This window comes from Actinoplanes sp. NPDC004185 (assembly GCF_053603475.1).
In genome coordinates this window covers 110,545-125,919 of the sequence record NZ_JBSGFR010000003.1, presented here as the reverse complement: position 1 = coordinate 125,919, position 15,375 = coordinate 110,545, and the positions used below count along the sequence as shown (strand labels likewise).

General features: G+C 68.1%; 16 protein-coding genes and 2 pseudogenes. 8 read left to right on the top strand and 10 right to left on the bottom strand.

Translation table 11 applies throughout. The annotated features are described in order from the left end of the window. Nucleotides 1–5 precede the first annotated feature (5 nt). Nucleotides 6–797, top strand: coding sequence for an ABC transporter ATP-binding protein (locus tag ACWEOZ_RS04570; RefSeq protein ID WP_451909374.1), 792 nt, complete (start codon nt 6–8; stop codon nt 795–797). Here the strand turns inward: ACWEOZ_RS04570 and ACWEOZ_RS04565 are convergent. Together ACWEOZ_RS04565 and ACWEOZ_RS04560 are read right to left on the bottom strand one after the other, a co-directional pair. Continuing rightward, a complete protein-coding gene (locus ACWEOZ_RS04565) occupies nt 742–2,202 on the bottom strand; it encodes an aldehyde dehydrogenase family protein (protein WP_451909373.1) in 1,461 nt (486 codons plus the stop codon). The genes ACWEOZ_RS04570 and ACWEOZ_RS04565 overlap by 56 nt on opposite strands. Nucleotides 2,203–2,309: 107 nt before the next feature. Beyond that, nucleotides 2,310–2,525 (bottom strand): hypothetical protein, encoded by a 216-nt coding sequence (locus tag ACWEOZ_RS04560; RefSeq protein WP_451909372.1) that lies wholly within the window; start codon nt 2,523–2,525, stop codon nt 2,310–2,312. A gap of 156 nt (nt 2,526–2,681) precedes the next feature. On the opposite strand from ACWEOZ_RS04560, the gene ACWEOZ_RS04555 reads away from it, so the two are divergent. Continuing rightward, the gene (locus ACWEOZ_RS04555; protein ID WP_451909371.1) at nt 2,682–3,863 is read left to right on the top strand and encodes a hypothetical protein; all 1,182 of its coding nucleotides are present in this window, start codon (nt 2,682–2,684) and stop codon (nt 3,861–3,863) included. 737 nt (nt 3,864–4,600) lie between these two features. On the opposite strand, the gene ACWEOZ_RS04550 is transcribed toward ACWEOZ_RS04555, so the two are convergent. The 3 genes and pseudogenes from ACWEOZ_RS04550 to ACWEOZ_RS04540 form a co-directional block, all read right to left on the bottom strand. After that, nucleotides 4,601–5,155 carry a hypothetical protein gene (locus ACWEOZ_RS04550; RefSeq protein ID WP_451909370.1) on the bottom strand — a complete coding sequence of 185 codons (555 nt, stop codon included), beginning with the start codon at nt 5,153–5,155 and terminating at the stop codon, nt 4,601–4,603. Nucleotides 5,156–5,376: 221 nt separating this feature from the next. Beyond that, complete coding sequence (locus tag ACWEOZ_RS04545) at nt 5,377–6,159, bottom strand: Ltp family lipoprotein (RefSeq protein WP_451909369.1); 783 nt, start codon at nt 6,157–6,159, stop codon at nt 5,377–5,379. Nucleotides 6,160–6,269: 110 nt separating this feature from the next. Further along, nucleotides 6,270–6,891: pseudogene (locus ACWEOZ_RS04540) on the bottom strand (integrase core domain-containing protein); the annotation flags it as partial. Between the two features lie 377 nt (nt 6,892–7,268). Here ACWEOZ_RS04540 and ACWEOZ_RS04535 point away from each other — a divergent pair. The 3 genes from ACWEOZ_RS04535 (at nt 7,269) to ACWEOZ_RS04525 (ending at nt 9,336) form a co-directional block, all read left to right on the top strand. Then, nucleotides 7,269–7,700 carry a SigE family RNA polymerase sigma factor gene (locus ACWEOZ_RS04535; RefSeq protein ID WP_451909368.1) on the top strand — a complete coding sequence of 144 codons (432 nt, stop codon included), beginning with the start codon at nt 7,269–7,271 and terminating at the stop codon, nt 7,698–7,700. After that, on the top strand, nt 7,697–8,629 hold the full coding sequence (locus tag ACWEOZ_RS04530; protein ID WP_451909367.1) for a hypothetical protein: 933 nt from the start codon (nt 7,697–7,699) through the stop codon (nt 8,627–8,629). The genes ACWEOZ_RS04535 and ACWEOZ_RS04530 overlap by 4 nt, the downstream gene beginning before the upstream one ends. 287 nt (nt 8,630–8,916) lie before the next feature. Then, on the top strand, nt 8,917–9,336 hold the full coding sequence (locus tag ACWEOZ_RS04525) for an Ltp family lipoprotein (protein WP_451909366.1): 420 nt from the start codon (nt 8,917–8,919) through the stop codon (nt 9,334–9,336). Between the two features lie 299 nt (nt 9,337–9,635). Here the strand turns inward: ACWEOZ_RS04525 and ACWEOZ_RS04520 are convergent, their stop codons facing one another. Beyond that, nucleotides 9,636–10,391 (bottom strand): hypothetical protein, encoded by a 756-nt coding sequence (locus ACWEOZ_RS04520; protein WP_451909365.1) that lies wholly within the window; start codon nt 10,389–10,391, stop codon nt 9,636–9,638. An 831-nt stretch (nt 10,392–11,222) separates the two neighbouring features. Here ACWEOZ_RS04520 and ACWEOZ_RS04515 point away from each other — a divergent pair. Together ACWEOZ_RS04515 and ACWEOZ_RS04510 are read left to right on the top strand one after the other, a co-directional pair. Beyond that, a complete protein-coding gene (locus tag ACWEOZ_RS04515; protein ID WP_451909364.1) occupies nt 11,223–11,609 on the top strand; it encodes a response regulator in 387 nt (128 codons plus the stop codon). A 59-nt stretch (nt 11,610–11,668) separates the two neighbouring features. Then, nucleotides 11,669–12,115: a DUF2716 domain-containing protein gene (locus tag ACWEOZ_RS04510; protein WP_451909363.1), complete on the top strand. Its 447-nt coding sequence runs from the start codon at nt 11,669–11,671 to the stop codon at nt 12,113–12,115. Nucleotides 12,116–12,194: 79 nt separating this feature from the next. Here the strand turns inward: ACWEOZ_RS04510 and ACWEOZ_RS04505 are convergent, their stop codons facing one another. The 4 genes and pseudogenes from ACWEOZ_RS04505 to ACWEOZ_RS04490 form a co-directional block, all read right to left on the bottom strand. Further along, nucleotides 12,195–12,545, bottom strand: coding sequence for a hypothetical protein (locus ACWEOZ_RS04505; protein ID WP_451909362.1), 351 nt, complete (start codon nt 12,543–12,545; stop codon nt 12,195–12,197). Between the two features lie 48 nt (nt 12,546–12,593). Beyond that, complete coding sequence (locus ACWEOZ_RS04500) at nt 12,594–12,965, bottom strand: DUF7586 domain-containing protein (RefSeq protein WP_451909514.1); 372 nt, start codon at nt 12,963–12,965, stop codon at nt 12,594–12,596. Nucleotides 12,966–13,007: 42 nt separating this feature from the next. Then, a pseudogene (locus ACWEOZ_RS04495) lies at nt 13,008–13,970 on the bottom strand (serine hydrolase domain-containing protein); the annotation flags it as partial. Nucleotides 13,971–14,100: 130 nt separating this feature from the next. Further along, nucleotides 14,101–14,574: a hypothetical protein gene (locus ACWEOZ_RS04490; RefSeq protein ID WP_451909361.1), complete on the bottom strand. Its 474-nt coding sequence runs from the start codon at nt 14,572–14,574 to the stop codon at nt 14,101–14,103. A gap of 96 nt (nt 14,575–14,670) precedes the next feature. On the opposite strand from ACWEOZ_RS04490, the gene ACWEOZ_RS04485 reads away from it, so the two are divergent. After that, nucleotides 14,671–15,375 carry an alpha/beta hydrolase gene (locus tag ACWEOZ_RS04485; protein ID WP_451909360.1) on the top strand — a complete coding sequence of 235 codons (705 nt, stop codon included), beginning with the start codon at nt 14,671–14,673 and terminating at the stop codon, nt 15,373–15,375.

The window sequence follows — 15,375 nt, the reverse complement described above, 5'->3', positions numbered from 1 at the left end:
CGACGATGCTCGAGGTCAAGGGCCTGCGCAAGGTCTACCGGTCCGGCAGCCGCGAGGTGGAGGCGCTGCGCGACCTGACGTTCACCGTCGCCGCCGGCGAGCTGGTCTGCCTGGTCGGCCCGTCCGGCTGCGGCAAGACCACGCTGCTGCGCTGCATCGCCGGGCTGCTCGACCCGACCTCCGGGGAGGTCACGGTGGGCGACCGGAGCGGCCTGGCGATCGTCTTCCAGGAGTACGGCCGCAGCCTGTTCCCGTGGATGACGGTGCGCGACAACGTCGACCTGCCCCTGCGGCAGAAGAAGGTCCCCAAGGCCCGCCGCCGGCAACTGGTCGCCGAGGCCCTGACCGCGGTCGGCCTGGACGGTACCGAGTCCGCGTACCCGTGGCAGTTGTCCGGCGGGATGCAGCAGCGGGTCGCGATCGCCCGGGCCGTGGCCTACGAACCGTCGATCCTGCTGATGGACGAGCCGTTCGCCGCGGTCGACGCGCAGACCCGGGCCGATCTGGAGGACCTCGTCCGCTCGCTGTGGCAGCGGCTCGGCATGACGATCCTGTTCGTCACGCACGACATCGACGAGGCGGTCTACCTGGGTCAGCGCGTGCTGATGCTGTCGGCGTCCCCGACGGTCGTGCAGGACGAGCTGACCGTCGACCTGCCCGCCGAACGCGACCAGCTGCACACCCGGGCCGATCCGCGTTTCGTCACCCTGCGGACCCGCGTCTACTCCCAGATCCAGGCGGCTAAAACGGGTACTGCTTCGGGCGCTGCTGGAGAGTTATCCAACGCAGATCGGTGAACGCCTCGGCGCCGGCCCGGCCGCCGAAGCGCCCGTAGCCGGAGTCACCCATCCCGCCGAACGGCGCGGTCGGGTCGTCGTCCACGGACTGGTCGTTGACGTGGGCGATGCCGGTGCGCAGCCGCCGGGCGACGGCGAAACCGCGGTTGACGTCCTGGGTCAGCACCCCGGCGGTGAGCCCGTACGGGCTGTCGTTGGCGACCGCGATCGCCTGCTCCTCGTCGGCCACGGTCAGCACGGTCGCCACCGGCCCGAAGATCTCCTCGGTGTGGATGCGCATGTCGGGCGTCACGCCCGCGAGGACCGTCGCCGGGTAGTGCGCGCCGTCCGGCGTACCGCCGCCGCTGAGCACCCGGGCGCCGCCGGCGACCGCCTGATCGACCAGGCCGGCGACCCGCTCGGCCGCGCCCGCGTTGATCAGCGGACCGATCACCGTGTGCGGGTCGGTGGGGTCCCCGGCGGGCAGGCCCTTGGCCTTCTCGGCCAGCCGGGCGGCGAACTCGTCGGCCAGGGACCGGTGCACGATCACCCGGTCCGCGGACATGCAGATCTGCCCGGAGTTCAGGTACGCCCCGAACGCGACGGCGTTCACCGCGTACTCCAGGTCGGCGTCGTCGAGCACCAGCACCGAGTTCTTGCCGCCCAGCTCGAGCACCGCCGGGGTGAGATGCCGCGCGGCGAGCTCACCGATGCGCCGGCCGACGCCGGTGGAACCGGTGAAGTTGACCCGGCGCACCCGCCGGTCCCCGATGAGCGTCTCGGCGACGACCGCCGCGTCGGCCCGGTCGTTGGTCAGCACGTTGAGCGCACCCGCCGGCAGCCCGGCGTCCCGCAGGATGTCGGCCAGGAACAGCGCGCAGGCCAGCGGCGCGTCCTCACTGGCCTTGACCACGACGGTGTTCCCGACGGCCAGCGGCGCGGCGACGGCGCGGGCCCCCAGGATCAGCGGGGCGTTCCACGGCGCGAACGCGGCGACCACCCCGGCCGGTTGCCGGATGGCCAGCGACAGCGCCGTCGGGTCCGCGCCGGCCAGCACCTCACCGACCGGCAGGGTGGTCAGGGCGCCGGCCTCGCGGAACATGCTCGCGGCCAGCCCGACGTTGAACAACGACCAGCCCAGCGTGCCGCCGGTCTCGGTGGCCATCAGCGCGGCGGCCTCGGTGGCGCGTTCCTCCAGCAGGTCACCGGCGCGGGTGAGAATCCGCCGCCGCTCGGTGGGGGCGGTGGTGGACCAGCCGGCGAAGGCGGCATCGGCGGCGTCGACGGCCCGGGTGACGTCGGCCGGCCCGGCCGCGGCGATCCGGGCGACGATGCCGCCGGTGTGCGGGTTGAGATCCTCGGTGGTACGCCCGTCCGCCGCGGCGACCTCGTCGCCACCGATGAGCAGGCTTCTGGTCTGGGTCACGGGCCACCTCCGCGGGAGTGTTCGGCATGCGAACAGATGTTCGCCGGCGAAACGTGCTCGAAACGCTAGTGCGGCCGGGTGGGCTGGTCAACCGCTGGGAGGGGCTGTCACGGGCGCAGGGTCGTCACCCGGGCCAGGGCCTCCTGCTCGGACTCGCCGTCGCGCAGGTCCAGGTCCTCGGTCACGGCACCGTCGGTCAGGCGCATGATGCGGTGCGTGCCGCACTCGGCGCGCAGCCGGACGAGAAGGTCGATGATCTGCCGGCCGGTCCGGGAGTCCAGGTTGCCGGTCGGCTCGTCGGCCGGTAGCAGCCGCGGCTCCACCGTAAGTAGCCGCCGATCATGCGCGCAGGCAGATGCTGCACCAGCGACAATGGCTTCTCCGGGCCGGTTCCGGTAACTCCCTGTTCGCTCAGGAGAGCCGACTTGCGGTAGGCGACGCGTCGTGACGCGCGACCTCGATGCGGTGGAGGAGGCGCTGTGCCGACGCTGCGACACGTCTGGCTCTGGCCGGCGATGGGTTACCCTGACCGCCCGTGGCTGGACCATCCCGACGAGGACGCCTTCGCCCGCAGCTCCAACAGCGTCTTCGAGCTGTACAGCGAGGCGGTACGCGAGGCGCGGATCCCGACGCGCCATTCCGAACTTCGGCTGTTCTGCCATCACGACAACAGCCGTGACGACGTCCTGGTCATGGTGCACCCGGAGACGACCGAGGGCTTCGAAGGTGCGACGGTGTCCTTGCCCCCCGGGATCGCCACGTTGACACCGCCGGCCCGGGCCCTGCTCGCCCTGAACGTGATCCACGCCGCCGCGATGCGGCTGGGACAGGCGCGGGGCTGGGACGAGGCCGCGCTGACGGCGGCCCGCGCCCACGCGCTGGCCGCCGGGCTGCGATATCGGTGGAACGGACCACCGAAGACAAGTCCCGATCGCCGGTACGTCGCCCAGCCACGGTATGTGCTCGGCGACGACGGTTACGGTCGCGTCATCGTGCACGTCCACCGCCGTGACAACGGTGCACCGGTGTGCGCCTCACCGGTCGTAGCGACGTGGGGATACCACTCGGCTCTCGTCAGGCATGCCCGCACAGTGCGGTGGCGCAGTAAGACACGTGTGCAGTTCCTTCCCGACGACGGCGTGTCCATCGGAGCGACAGGAACGGTCAGCGGTAGTGACCACCAACCGATCACCGTCGACCTGACCGATCCCACATCCTTCGGTGCGGCCATGGAACCACCCGCACCGACGTACGCCGACGTGGCGGCGGCGAGCGACACACCGGCTGTCACGGTACGGACGCCGGCCGACCTCGGACCCCGCATCGAAGTCCTCGGCGGTGGCCCGATGAATGAGATACCGCAGGTGTACGCCCAGACCCTGCACACGCTGCTGGAGCAGTTGGCCGGGCCATCGTGGCAGAGCTGGTGGTCGGCCGCGGACCGCACGGTCCTGCAGATCAGCTATGACTTCGCCGCCATCAACACCGGCATCGACGTACGCCGGAGCAAAGACACATTACGAGCCACGATCCGGCGACCGGCATCGACCTTCGCCATGATCCACGACCACGCGGCAACAGCTCGCCACGACATCGAAACCTTGTTGGCCGCCGTGCGCCGCCACACCGGCCTGGAAGAGCATCCCCATCTGCTCGCCTGACAGGCGGATCCCTGAGTTCATCCCGTGCGCCGACACGAGGGCACTGCCTTCGAGTACGAACCCCGCCGAACGGGTATACCTAGGCGACTGTCGATTGTCTGAGGGCACGCATTTAGCGCTGATGTCGAGTGGGTGGCGAGCATTCGGTTGTCTTCGGGGAGGTCGATTGCAGGGCGGTTCTCCATGCTGGGCGGGACGCTGGCTCTGACTGATGAGGCGGTAACGTTCACGCCGTTAGCCGGTTCGGGCGCACCCGGCGGTTTGCTCTCAGTGACATCCGGAGCTCGGAGGCTGTCGCTGATCGGCCATCCCAGCTGCGATTGATCACCATGCAGGGTCGGTCATTCGTTTTGACGGTGTTCTCCCATCGGAACACGGCGGTGTGGTCGCGTGACAGCGCGGCACTGGCCGGTTACCACCAGCGCGCTCTCATGCCGCCGACAGTGTTTTTCTCCCTTCCGCGGTCGGACCGGCCTGCGGCTAGAACGTTCACCTGAGCCAAGCCTCGGCCTCGATGTCGGTAGATTGTCCGCAGCCGGAAACCCCCTCCGACTTTCGTGAGGCGATCGGGTCTCCGGCGCATCGCTGCGAGGCCCGCACAGGCGGTTATCATGCCCAACCAGGGACCATGGGCGCCGGGTCAGTCGTGACCAGGCCGTCTACGTGGTTTCGTCGAGGCTGTCCGGGATCTTGAAGTCCCCAGAGCGCGAGAACGGCGCTGCGCTCCTGTGGATCGGTCAACCATCGACCAGAGTCCCCTTCGTCCGGTGGCAGGTCCTTGCCCAGGTGAGCGAGGCTTTGCCGACAGCGGCGTTTGTAACGCGAGGCAGTTGGTGGTCGCGGCGGTATAGGGCCATGAAGCGACGATTACGGTTGCCGGGGACGGCGCGAATGCTTCTGAAGTCCGCCAACCGTGCGTCGCGGAGACCCAGCATAATCACTCTGTCGCCCGTCGAGAGCCGGCCGTCGTCAGCCGGATCCTCGACCATGCCGATCGGCGTGTACCGGGCGCTGGGCCGGAACGCCACGGGCACCTCAGAAACTGCCTCTTCGTAGGCCGCCGTGTCAGGGGCAGTCCAGTCTTCCATGAGGTTGTACCAGCCGAGCCACAGCCGGAACGGCTGGAGCTCGCCCGAGTTCTTCTCAGACCATGCTGGAGTGACGCGTTGCTTGGGGACCAGCTTCTTGGCCTCAGCGATCCATTCGGGATCGCCGTCCTGCCCACGACGATCACTTTTGCATGCAGGCGTTCGTGGTTGACCCCGTAGCGCTGGCCGTGCGTGGCACGACATCGCCGCCCCATCTCGCCCGTGCCAGTTTCACCCGAACGTGTCCCTGTCGGCGCCGCGTCCGCGCCGTCGAGAGTCCACCCGTGATGGGTGACGGATCACGACCGCGACGCGGAAAGGACATCCAAGACCGGCACGTCCGGCTCATTCACCTGATGCTCTCTCGCGAGGAGGAGGGAAGCACCCGCGTTTCCTCTGTCCGGCGCCGCCGCCGAGCGGTCGGGTCAGAGCCCTGCCTTCTCGACCCCGTAGACGGCCTGCGAATGTGTGAAACCCTCGCCGGCATCCGACTCGAGCTGCTCGATCAGACCCTTCCTCGAGAACCCCGACATCTTCAGGTAGCTTTTGGCGCTCTTGTAGGCCTGCTCTTTCCAGTTGACGTGCAACGAGTCCACCGCGCGGGTCGCTGTCTTCAGCGGGTACCCCTCACCGGCATCCGAGGACAGCTGCTCGATGAGTCCCTTGCGGGAGAACGCGCTGAACCGCAGGTAGCTCTGGGCCGACCGGATGGCGTTGTCTTCCTCCAGCGACACCCTTCGGGTGGGAGCGGCCTTGGTGGAGGTGGGTGCCTTGGTCGGCGCCTTGGTGGGCGGCTTGACGGTCGGCGGCGTTCTGGTGGTGGCCGCCACGGTCGGGGTCGTCGTGGTCGGCCCCGCGATGGCTTCGAGGGTCGGCTCCGTGGCAGTGGCCGTGGTCGCGGACACGGAAACTGCAGCGTCCGCGTGGTTCTCGCTTGCGAAACCCGCAGCTGCCAGCACGATGACGTTCACAATGAGGGCGACGACCCCGAGCATCAGCCCGAGGATTGGCTTGATCTTGTTGACCGGCTTGGCCAGCGTGAACGCGCTGAGAACGATGGCCGCCAGTCCTAGAAGCAGACCGAGAAGCGGCACCCAGGACAGCAGGAGCGCGGCGATGCCGAGGCTGAGCGACCAAAGGGGGAGTCGGCTCGTGGCCGGCTGCGGAGCAAACGGCGGGTATGGAGCATGAAGCGAGGGCTGAGACATGTAGGGAGAACCTCTCGGCGCTGGGATTCGCCGTTTGGATCGGTCGGACCGGCCCCCACCTGAGTAATGGCAAGGCGCGAGGCGCGCCGGAGGGCGCTCAGCACTGACGACTAGGTGTACTGACCCGGGAGGTTGGGGACGCGGCTGGCGGGTGGCAGGCCGTTGAGTGCGGTGTGTCCGCGGTGGTGATTGTAGGAGTGGATCCAGCCGGGCAGGGCTTGGCGGCGTTCGGTCTCGGTGCGGTAGACGCCGGCGTAGGGCCATTCCTCGAGCATGGTCCGGTTGAAGCGTTCGACCTTGCCGTTGGTTGGCGGGCCGTAGGGCCGGGTCCGTTTTTGGGTGATCCCGGCCTGGGCGAGGGTGTCGCGCCACAGATGTGAGCGGTAGCAGGCGCCGTTGTCGGTCAGCACGCACCGGACGGTGATGCCGGCGGTGGGGAAGAAGGCGTGGGCGCGTCGCCAGAACGCAGCGGCGCTTTCGCGGGTCTCGTCGGGCAGGATTTCGGTGTAGGCCAGCCGGGAGTGGTCGTCCACGGCGTTGTGCAGGTATTGGTATCCCAGGTTGGGCCGGTTGATCAGGGCGCGGGGCCGGGCGGGGTCGCGGTGTGCTGAGCGGCGGCGTTGCCCGGCGGCGTTGCCCGACGGCGCGGCCCAGCATCTTGTGGCCGCCGCCGTCGGGGATGTTGCCGAGTTTCTTGATGTCGACGTGAATCAGATCGCCAGGCTGGTCGTGGCTTTGACCAGCTGAAAGCTCGCAGCCGACTTGTGTGTTGCCAACACGTCGTCGGACATGCTTCTACTCGCTGTGAGGATCGATCGCGGCCTGTATGCGGCGCGACGTCCGGGCGCCGCGGCGCTGCGCACTCGTACGCGCGCAAGGTCGTCCGAGTCGCAGGGAACCCGGTATCGGTGAGCGGCACAACGGCCACCTCGGTCGGCGCGAGGCTATCGCACGGCGGACTTCCCCGATTGGCAACCGTCTTGCCCCTCCAAGTGGTGTTGTCATTGGCGGAGGTGGCTCCGCGGGGTGGAACCGGGAGGTGGCGTGGACGAAGCACCGACCTTCGGGCAGTACCTGGCGGCACGGCAGGCGCGGCTGCTGCAGACCGCGTGGCTGCTGACCGGGACTGGCACCTGGCGGAGGACCTCGTGCAGACGGCCATGGTGAAGGCGTGGCCGCGATGGGACCGGGTCTGCGCCGGCGGCGACCCGGATGCGTACGTGCGCCGGACGCTGTTCACGACCTACGCCTCCTGGTGGCGTCGGCGCTGGCGGGCCGAGGTACCCACCGAGGTGCTCCCGGACGGGCAGCCGGCCCCCGACGCGTACGCGGATGCCGACCTCCGGCAGGCACTGGCTCAGCTGCTCCCGGCCCGGCAGCGGGCGATTCTGGTCCTGCGCTACTACGAGGACCTCACCGAGACCCAGGTGGCCGAGGCGCTCGGCGTCTCGGTGGGCACGGTCAATAGCCAGGCGTCTAAGGCGCTGGCCCGCCTCCGCTCAGCAACCGATCTACTGGTCAGGATGGAGGACGGACGATGAGCGTCGAGGATTTCGAGAGCCAGGTCGCTGCCGCGTTCAAGGAGATCGCCCCGGCGGCGCGCCTCGATCCCGCCTTTGCGTACGAGATCGAACGCGTCGCCCGCCGGCGCAACAACCGCAGGCTCGCCGCCGGGGCTGCGGGCCTTACCGTGCTGGCCCTCGCGGGCATCAGCTTCGCCCTGCCGTGGAACCGGAACGCCAGACCGGACATGGTGCCGCCATCAGTCGACCGCGACGCCGTCCACCTGATCGTGACGCCGGCCGTCGTGCCGCCCGCCGGCGGAGAGGTCGCGCTGATCGCTGCCAACCCGACGCCCACCCAGGCCATGTACGGGGTGAACGGGACCGTCGACCGCTGGGACGGACACACCTGGCAGTTCTATGGCGGGTTCGCTTCCAGCCTCGACTTCTGGGGCGGCAGCGGCGCCATTCTCCCCGGAGATCCGAATCCGCCCACCCGTACCATCGGCCTGACGGCGCGGGGCGGCGGCTACGGGCCGCTGGAGTGGCTCACAATCAGCAACCTACCGGCAGGGTGGTACCGGATCGGGCACGGCACGATGTACGGCCTGCTGGAAGTGCGACCGGATGCCGACAAGCCGCCCCAGGTACGGCCCACGGTCCCGGCGTTCCTCGTGACGTCGCCGACGGTCCGGTCCGGGCAGCTCACGGACCTGCGTGCCCACGCCACTGTGCGCGGCGGCAAGGATGCCCCGCCGAGCACGCGGGGAAGGGTACCGGTCGAAAAGCTCGTCGGCTCGCGGTGGGTCACGCTGGCGACTGTCGCCACCGACGACCGACCGGACGAGATCGTCGGCAACACCGGCGAGTTCGTCGTTCTCCTGCCAGCGCTGGACACGGGCGTCCATCGCATCACACGGGACAGTACCGCCGGGACACTGAGCGGCGTGTTCTGGGTTCTTCCCTAGACCCGTCGTATGCGCGGATCGCCGGGTGGTTCACCCGGTTCAGGGCCGCCACGCGTGCCTGTTCCACCGATCGACCAACCGATTCAGTATCCACGCCATCGGTCAGCCCCCCTGCCCCCGAGCACATCATTGGCAGAGGCATTGGTAATGACCGTCTCCGGCCACACCGCGTAGATGCGATCGCCGCCTGTTTCAGGGATAACCCCTTCGGCAAAGCTCAACTCAGTGCAACGGCCTCCGATAGGGCACGGCAGTGCACACTGCCCGAAGTCCTTGAGGAGTCTGATATGAGGAAGATCTTCGTCTCCATCTCGACGGCATTCGTCGCCTTGGGGCTCATCGGCGCCGCATCGCCGGCGCAGGCGCAGCCCGTCGCCGCTCACGCTGTCGCCACAGCCTCGTACTCCGCGGCCAAAGAGTCGGTCGCACAGCAGAACGCCCGTCGCATGGCGGCGTCCTACCTAAAGCATATGTCGTTTTCGCGCACAGGCCTCATCGACCAACTGGAGTACGAGGGTTTTAGCACCAAGATCGCCACCTACGGCGTGGACAAGCAGCGTGCCAACTGGAATGGCCAGGCCGCCAAGATGGCCAAGCAGTACCTGAAGACCATGCCGTTCTCCCGCCAGGGCCTCATCGACCAGCTGGAATATGAGGGCTTTACTGCGGCGCAGGCTAGGTACGGCGTGAAGAAAGCCGGTCTCTGAGATTCGTGTCTAGCCTTGGGATGGGCTTCAAGTCCTCAGTACGGGGTCTGCCAGAAATATCCGTTCCGGGCAGACCCCGGGCGCAGTGAGGCTCAGGCAACGTTATGGCTCCACCAGGACGGGCCGCCCATCTTGGTCGAGTCAGGCATCGTGTTACCGGTGTCCTCATCTGCCGCCGAGCATGCGCGCGCCGGCTACCGAGAGCGGTCACGCGGCGTGGTCGGCGCCGGCCTGGCTTGGGCGCACGTTCGTGCCGATGAGAGCGCACGTGGAATTCCTTTTTGCCTGCCTAACCTTTGTCAGAGTGGGAGCAGATCTTCGGCGAGGTCTCGTTTGATGCGCCATTCATGTGGCGATCCTGTCGGGCACGGGAAGCCGCCGTGGCCGAAGACGTGGTTCAGGTATGACACGAATGTCATCGCCGTCTCTGCCACGAAGAGGCCATCAACGCAACCATCGGGTAGGACAAAACCGTAGGGTGCTCCACCACTGACGTTCTCCTTATGTAACCGGTCCGGCGCGACCGGAAGCACGAACACGCCGGCATCGTCGCCTTCTGATGCCGACTCACGCCAGGCATCCCACTCATCATCGAAGTACCCACGAATTGACGGCGCCTCTGGATACCGTGAGCCCTCCAGCTCGATCACGAACGGATCGCCGGAGGCGGACGCCGCCCACTCGGGGTGCGTGCCGACCAGCCAGACATCCCCAACGAGTCGTACCCAGGAAAGTACGGTCATCGGGACCTCCCCGAAGCGATCGTGAAGCCAGTCCGCATGCTTGATCGCACTCGCAGGAGGCGCGGCATGAGCCACGACCAGCGCCTGTTTGTCGTCGTTGGAGTGGAAGCGGTAACCCTCGCTCACCAACCGCGCAACGATGACCTCGATGTTCTGCCGGGCACGACGGGCCATCTCGTCGCAGACCTGCTGGGCCTCGAACGCCAGGTCAGGCTCCTGGCGGACCGTCCGCCCTCGTTGGCGCAGCTCATGCCAGACGTGCTCCCGCTGTCCGGCACGGTAACGGCTGAGCCATTGCGGCGACGATGTCATGCCGGCAATCTTGCCGAACCCAGTTCCAGACCCTTGGAGGGGAGTGCCGTACGTATGGCACCTACTGAGCGCGGATGGCCGATGTCCGGGGTGATTGATCCCTCGACACGGTCGCGGCGACCAATGTGGAGGCGGTGCAGCGTGTCTGCGTCCCGCCGCACGCCAACGCAGGAACGGCTGGGCCGGCCGGCATGCCGGGGGAGAATGTGATCAGCGCGGCCCGGACGCTCTCAACCCGGCCGAGACCCGCTGCACATCGCCGCGATTCGCGGCCCTGACGCCAATCGCGCTCTTCGCTACGCCAGGACCATCTGGCCGCAGCAGAACGCTGTACCTCCGCTGAAAAAGTGTCGGGGCCTCGTTCAACTGCAAAGACAGGACACGGATGATCTTGCAGAGTCGGTTGGTCCGATGATCAGCGCGGGTGACCCGAAGCGCCTGTCGGACGCTGCCTCTCACTTCGTCTGGCTGGACCGCGCTCGTCTGCCGCGAGGTGCCCGGCCCTGTCGCGCTCAGTTCTGGTGGCGACCGAGGCCTTCAGCGATACGAACGGATTGAGCGATGATCATCATCAGTACGGTTGCAGTGGATGTCTCGGCATCCCAGCCGTACCCACACTATGATCCGGTGTGACGGCATCCGGGCCTGGATGCACTTCCACCTGGGCAAACACTCGCCGAGGACCCCTGGTCATCACACCGGGATCGTAGAGGAGACGCGCCGAGGAGGGGTGGAGGTGTGCAAGACGGCGCTCCGGCGGCACCGTAGTAGTGGATGGTCAACAACCGGCGCAACCGAAATGCCGGCGGATCCGTATCCCGGGAGTTTTGCATGCTGGCGCTGATCATTGACGATTCGGCAGTCATCCGTTCCATCCTGAGGGGGTATCTGCTTCCGTTTGGCTTCAACGTCTACGAAGCCGTGGACGGCGTGGACGCCCTTGACCTGCTCGCTCAGATTCCGACCGTTCCGGACCTCGCCCTGATCGACTGGCACATGCCGCGGATGAACGGCCTCGAGTTCCTCCGGTCCATCCGGCGTCGACAGGATCTGACCGCGATGGTGCGCATGATGGTGACCAGCGAAAGCGAACCAGGCAGCATCGTCCGAGCCCTAGCCGCCGGAGCGCACGAGTACCTGCTGAAGCCTTGCACCGCCGACGATCTAGGCGAAAAGCTGGCCTACCTGGGGATGGTGGCGCCCGTGACAGCGCCCTGAGCTGCGAGAATCTCGACTCGGCCGAGTCAAACGTGGCTCTGTGCCACCGAACGGAGGCCATGCAGCGCCGTACCTGGCCGGCCATCAAGGAACCAGCCGCCTCCATCACGTGGAGCCTCGCAGCCTTGGACGACGATCCGGGCTATCTGAAGCTGGATGCCATGGTCGACGTGCTCAACGGCGGGTTATGGGCGTGCACGCGGCCTGAGCAGAATCTTCTCATCCTTGACTGGCATCACGACTGCTATCGAGTCAGGCCCCACGCCATCACCGCCGAGCATGCGCCGAGCTGGCCGGCCAGCATGATGCCGGACGGTGACTACAACATTCACTTGGCCGAAGACTTGAGCTACGGCACGTTCGGGCATCCCTGGGAGTACACGATCTGTGTCATGGGCGTGCCTTTGCTCCAGCGGGTCACAGATGATCTCGACGGCATCCTGCTGCGAAGAGTCCGCGAAGGTGGTAGACCAAGCGACCGGCGCAACTTCCATGCGGAGGGGTAGGCGCTCAGCGGCTGCATAACATCTCCCGGCTTGGCAGTACGTGAGGGCGCGCTGAACCGCGGCGAATTGGTTGCCGTGCTCAGGGCAGAAGCGTTCGGAGGAGCTCGCCTTTGACGTCGTACCGCTCGATCTCATAGTCGACGTCGAATGAGCGGAGCGTGTCAGCCAGCTCATCGGCGCGGGTGGGCTCCACCACGCCGGCGAACGTCGGCATCCCGCCGGAGTTGAAGAGGTTCAGTTGGCACCACGAACAGGTGATCTCATACTCGCCGAGCTTACGGAGCCTGGATCTGGCAGATCTCATCCGCGTGCGGCGGCGTGTTGTTCTGCCGCTGACGAGGCGTGATGCCGACTTCTCCGAGCGCCACCGCGTGGCTACAGGTACCCGCCCCAGATCGTGGCGGGCCATGGCCGGGTACCGAGCGTCCATCCGTGACAACGCACCGCGGTCTGGGCGTCGCTGGAGTCTCGGCCATAGTCAGCCGGCCCGCCAACCGGCCGGGTCGACACCGCCGGGCACTGGCCCCTCGGGGTGGTAGGGCTGCCGGGTGAAGATGAAGGTGCCCAGATCGATGTGGCTGACTGCCCCCGAAGGATCGCGGTGCACCCGTAGCCGCTCGCCGGCGAAGTAGCCGCTGAGCCCCTCCCAGCTGCCGTCGCCGGTGGGGCGCAGCCGGGTGCCGCGTCCGCCTCCTGACAGTGGGCCCAGCTCCAGGAAGCCGTCGGCCAGCGGGCGCAGCACGTGGGGGGCCGGTCCCCAGTACCACGGGCCGGCGATCTCCAGGAGCTGCGGCTCGACCGACGGCAGGGGACGCCACGGCGCCGGAATCCGTGGCTCCCGCTCGGCCACCGTGTGCAGCAGGTCGGCGGTGAGAGAACCGACGGCCAGGCCAGAGGTCACGTTGCCCAGCACGACCGCGCCCAGGGACTCTTCGGGGCTGACCCACACGGTGGCGACGAAGCCCGGCATCGAGCCCGTGTGCCCGGCCAGTAGCCGGCCTTCGCGGCGCAGCAGCTGCATGCCGAGCCCGTACCCGTGGTCCCAGTCCGTCGCCTCCGGCGGACTCGCCGGGGCGCGCATCTGCGCGACGGTGTCCGGATGCAGCACCCGCTCGTCGCCGTCGATGAGGAACGCGGCGAACCGGGCCAGGTCCGTCGCGGTCGACCACAGCTGCCCGGCGGGCGCCATCAGGCCGGTGTCCACGGCGGGCTCCGCCTGCAGCACATCAGCCCAGGGGTGCACCGCCTAGCCCGTGGCGTGCGGCTCGACCGGCAGCAGCGTGGTGCGGGTCATCCCGAGCGGTTCCAGCACCTCACGCCGCAGGACCTCGCCCCATGCCTGACCGCGAAGACGCTCTACCAGCGCACCGAGCAGGGCGTAGCCGGGGTTGGAGTAGTGATGGCGCTGTCCGGCCGGATGCACCTGCGGATCGTTGCCCAGCACGTCGGGCAGCTCAGGGCGCAGCGTCCCCGGGGTTCGTTCCCACCACGGACCAGGCGCCTCGGCAACCAGGCCGGCGGTGTGGGCCAGCAAGGCACCGACGGTGGCCTCGCCCGCCACTGTGCCGGGCAGGTATTCGGTCAGCGGGTCGGTCAGCGCGAGCCGGCCCTCGTCGCGCAGGCGCAGCACCAGCACCGCCACGAACGTCTTGGTGATCGAACCGATCCGGTACTGGATGTCACCGTCCGGCACCCGGCCGTCCACCGTTCCCCAGCCGTCCACCCACACCGGTCGGCCGTCACGCACCACGGCGGCGACGACTGAAGGCGCCCGCCCCTGCACCTGACCGGTGGCCAGCCGATGGACCAGCGCACGACGAGTATCCGGCAACAGCTCCGTCGGGATCGATGACATTCAGCCAACCTATCGGCGGCCCGCACAGCCGCAACAGCGCCGCCGCCTACCATGAGCGCCTGCACGGTGTCCGGCACCGGCTCATGCGATGAGCCGGCGCCGGATCACCGTGCGATGTCCTGCAATTGCTTCACCGAATGACAGCGGTCGCCCCGCCCGTCCGCGTGCGGCTGTTCTTCTTGCCACGCGACCCCCTGCCCCGGCTTTCGCTCACCTCGAGAGAGGCCGGGACCTCGTCGCTGCCGGGCAGATCCGTCTGCGCGAAGAGCAACTTCTTCGTCGTGGGCAGCTCCTCCGCGACGGACGCCAGCTTCTTCGCTGTGGACCGGTCCACGGTGGCCGCCCGCAACTTCTTCGTCGTGGCGACGGGGGTCGATCGGCGTGACTTCGTCGCGGTGGTCTCGAGCTTGATGAGCTTCTTGACCAGTTCGGGTTTTTTCAGGTCGGCGGTGTCCTTGATGCCGCGGTTCTGCAGTTCGCGGCGTAGTTCGCCGACCTTCATGCGGGCGATTGCGCTCTCGCTCACGTCGGGGGTGTTGGGGGTGTCGTTGCCGCTCGTCGGACTCTTGGCGCTCTTCGTAGCAGCCACGCCGATCCACCTCACATTCCCTCGTTGTTCAGCTACCTCATCGGCCTTACCCAGCGATTCCGCAGATCACACGGATCACCCGAGCAGGCGGCTCTCTGCGAAGGTGGACCGGTGGATCCCGCGTACCTCCTCGTGCACAGCCTGCTGCTGGGCCCGCGGACCTGGTCGCCGGTGGCGGCCGACCTGGCCGCCTCCGGCGCGGCGACCGCAGTCCCCTCCCTGATCGATGTGACCGACCCTGACGACCCTCCGTTCTGGCCGCAAGTCGCGGACGCGGTCAACGACGCCGTGGATCGACTGCCCGCGAACCTGCCGTTCGTGGTGGTCGCGCACAGCAACGCCGGGCTGCTCGTTCCGGTCATCGTGCAGGCCGCCCGGCGCCCGGTCGCCGGGTGCCTGTTCGTCGACGCGAGACTGCCCGCCCGCACCGGACCCTCGCCCGCCGCGACCCCCGAGCGCCTGGCACACCTGCGCGACCGGGTCGCGACCGATGGCCGGTTACCGCCATGGACGACCTGGTGGGACGAGGACGACGTGGCCCGCCTGTTCCCCGACCGGGAGACGAGGGTGGCGGTCTCGGCCGAGCAGCCCCGGCTTCCCTTGAGCTACTACGAGCAGCGGATCCCCGTGCCCGCCGGGTGGGACGACCGGCCGTGCGGCTACCTGCTGTTCGGGCCGCCCTACGACCTCATGGCGCGAGACGCGCGGGAACGCGGCTGGGCGGTCGACGAGCTTCCCGGCGGCCACCTGCACCAGCTGGTCGATCCCGGCGCGGTGGCCGCCCGCCTCGTCGCCATGACGCGGACATGGCGCTGA

Coding starts and splice junctions, on each gene's coding strand:
- ACWEOZ_RS04530 (WP_451909367.1), top strand. CDS start 7,697: ATGAGCGTCGAGGATTTCGAGAGCCAGGTCGCTGCCGCGTTCAAGGAG.
- ACWEOZ_RS04570 (WP_451909374.1), top strand. CDS start 6: ATGCTCGAGGTCAAGGGCCTGCGCAAGGTCTACCGGTCCGGCAGCCGC.
- ACWEOZ_RS04525 (WP_451909366.1), top strand. CDS start 8,917: ATGAGGAAGATCTTCGTCTCCATCTCGACGGCATTCGTCGCCTTGGGG.
- ACWEOZ_RS04505 (WP_451909362.1), bottom strand. CDS start 12,545: ATGGACGCTCGGTACCCGGCCATGGCCCGCCACGATCTGGGGCGGGTA.
- ACWEOZ_RS04515 (WP_451909364.1), top strand. CDS start 11,223: ATGCTGGCGCTGATCATTGACGATTCGGCAGTCATCCGTTCCATCCTG.
- ACWEOZ_RS04520 (WP_451909365.1), bottom strand. CDS start 10,391: ATGACATCGTCGCCGCAATGGCTCAGCCGTTACCGTGCCGGACAGCGG.
- ACWEOZ_RS04545 (WP_451909369.1), bottom strand. CDS start 6,159: ATGTCTCAGCCCTCGCTTCATGCTCCATACCCGCCGTTTGCTCCGCAG.
- ACWEOZ_RS04510 (WP_451909363.1), top strand. CDS start 11,669: ATGCAGCGCCGTACCTGGCCGGCCATCAAGGAACCAGCCGCCTCCATC.
- ACWEOZ_RS04550 (WP_451909370.1), bottom strand. CDS start 5,155: ATGTCGTGCCACGCACGGCCAGCGCTACGGGGTCAACCACGAACGCCT.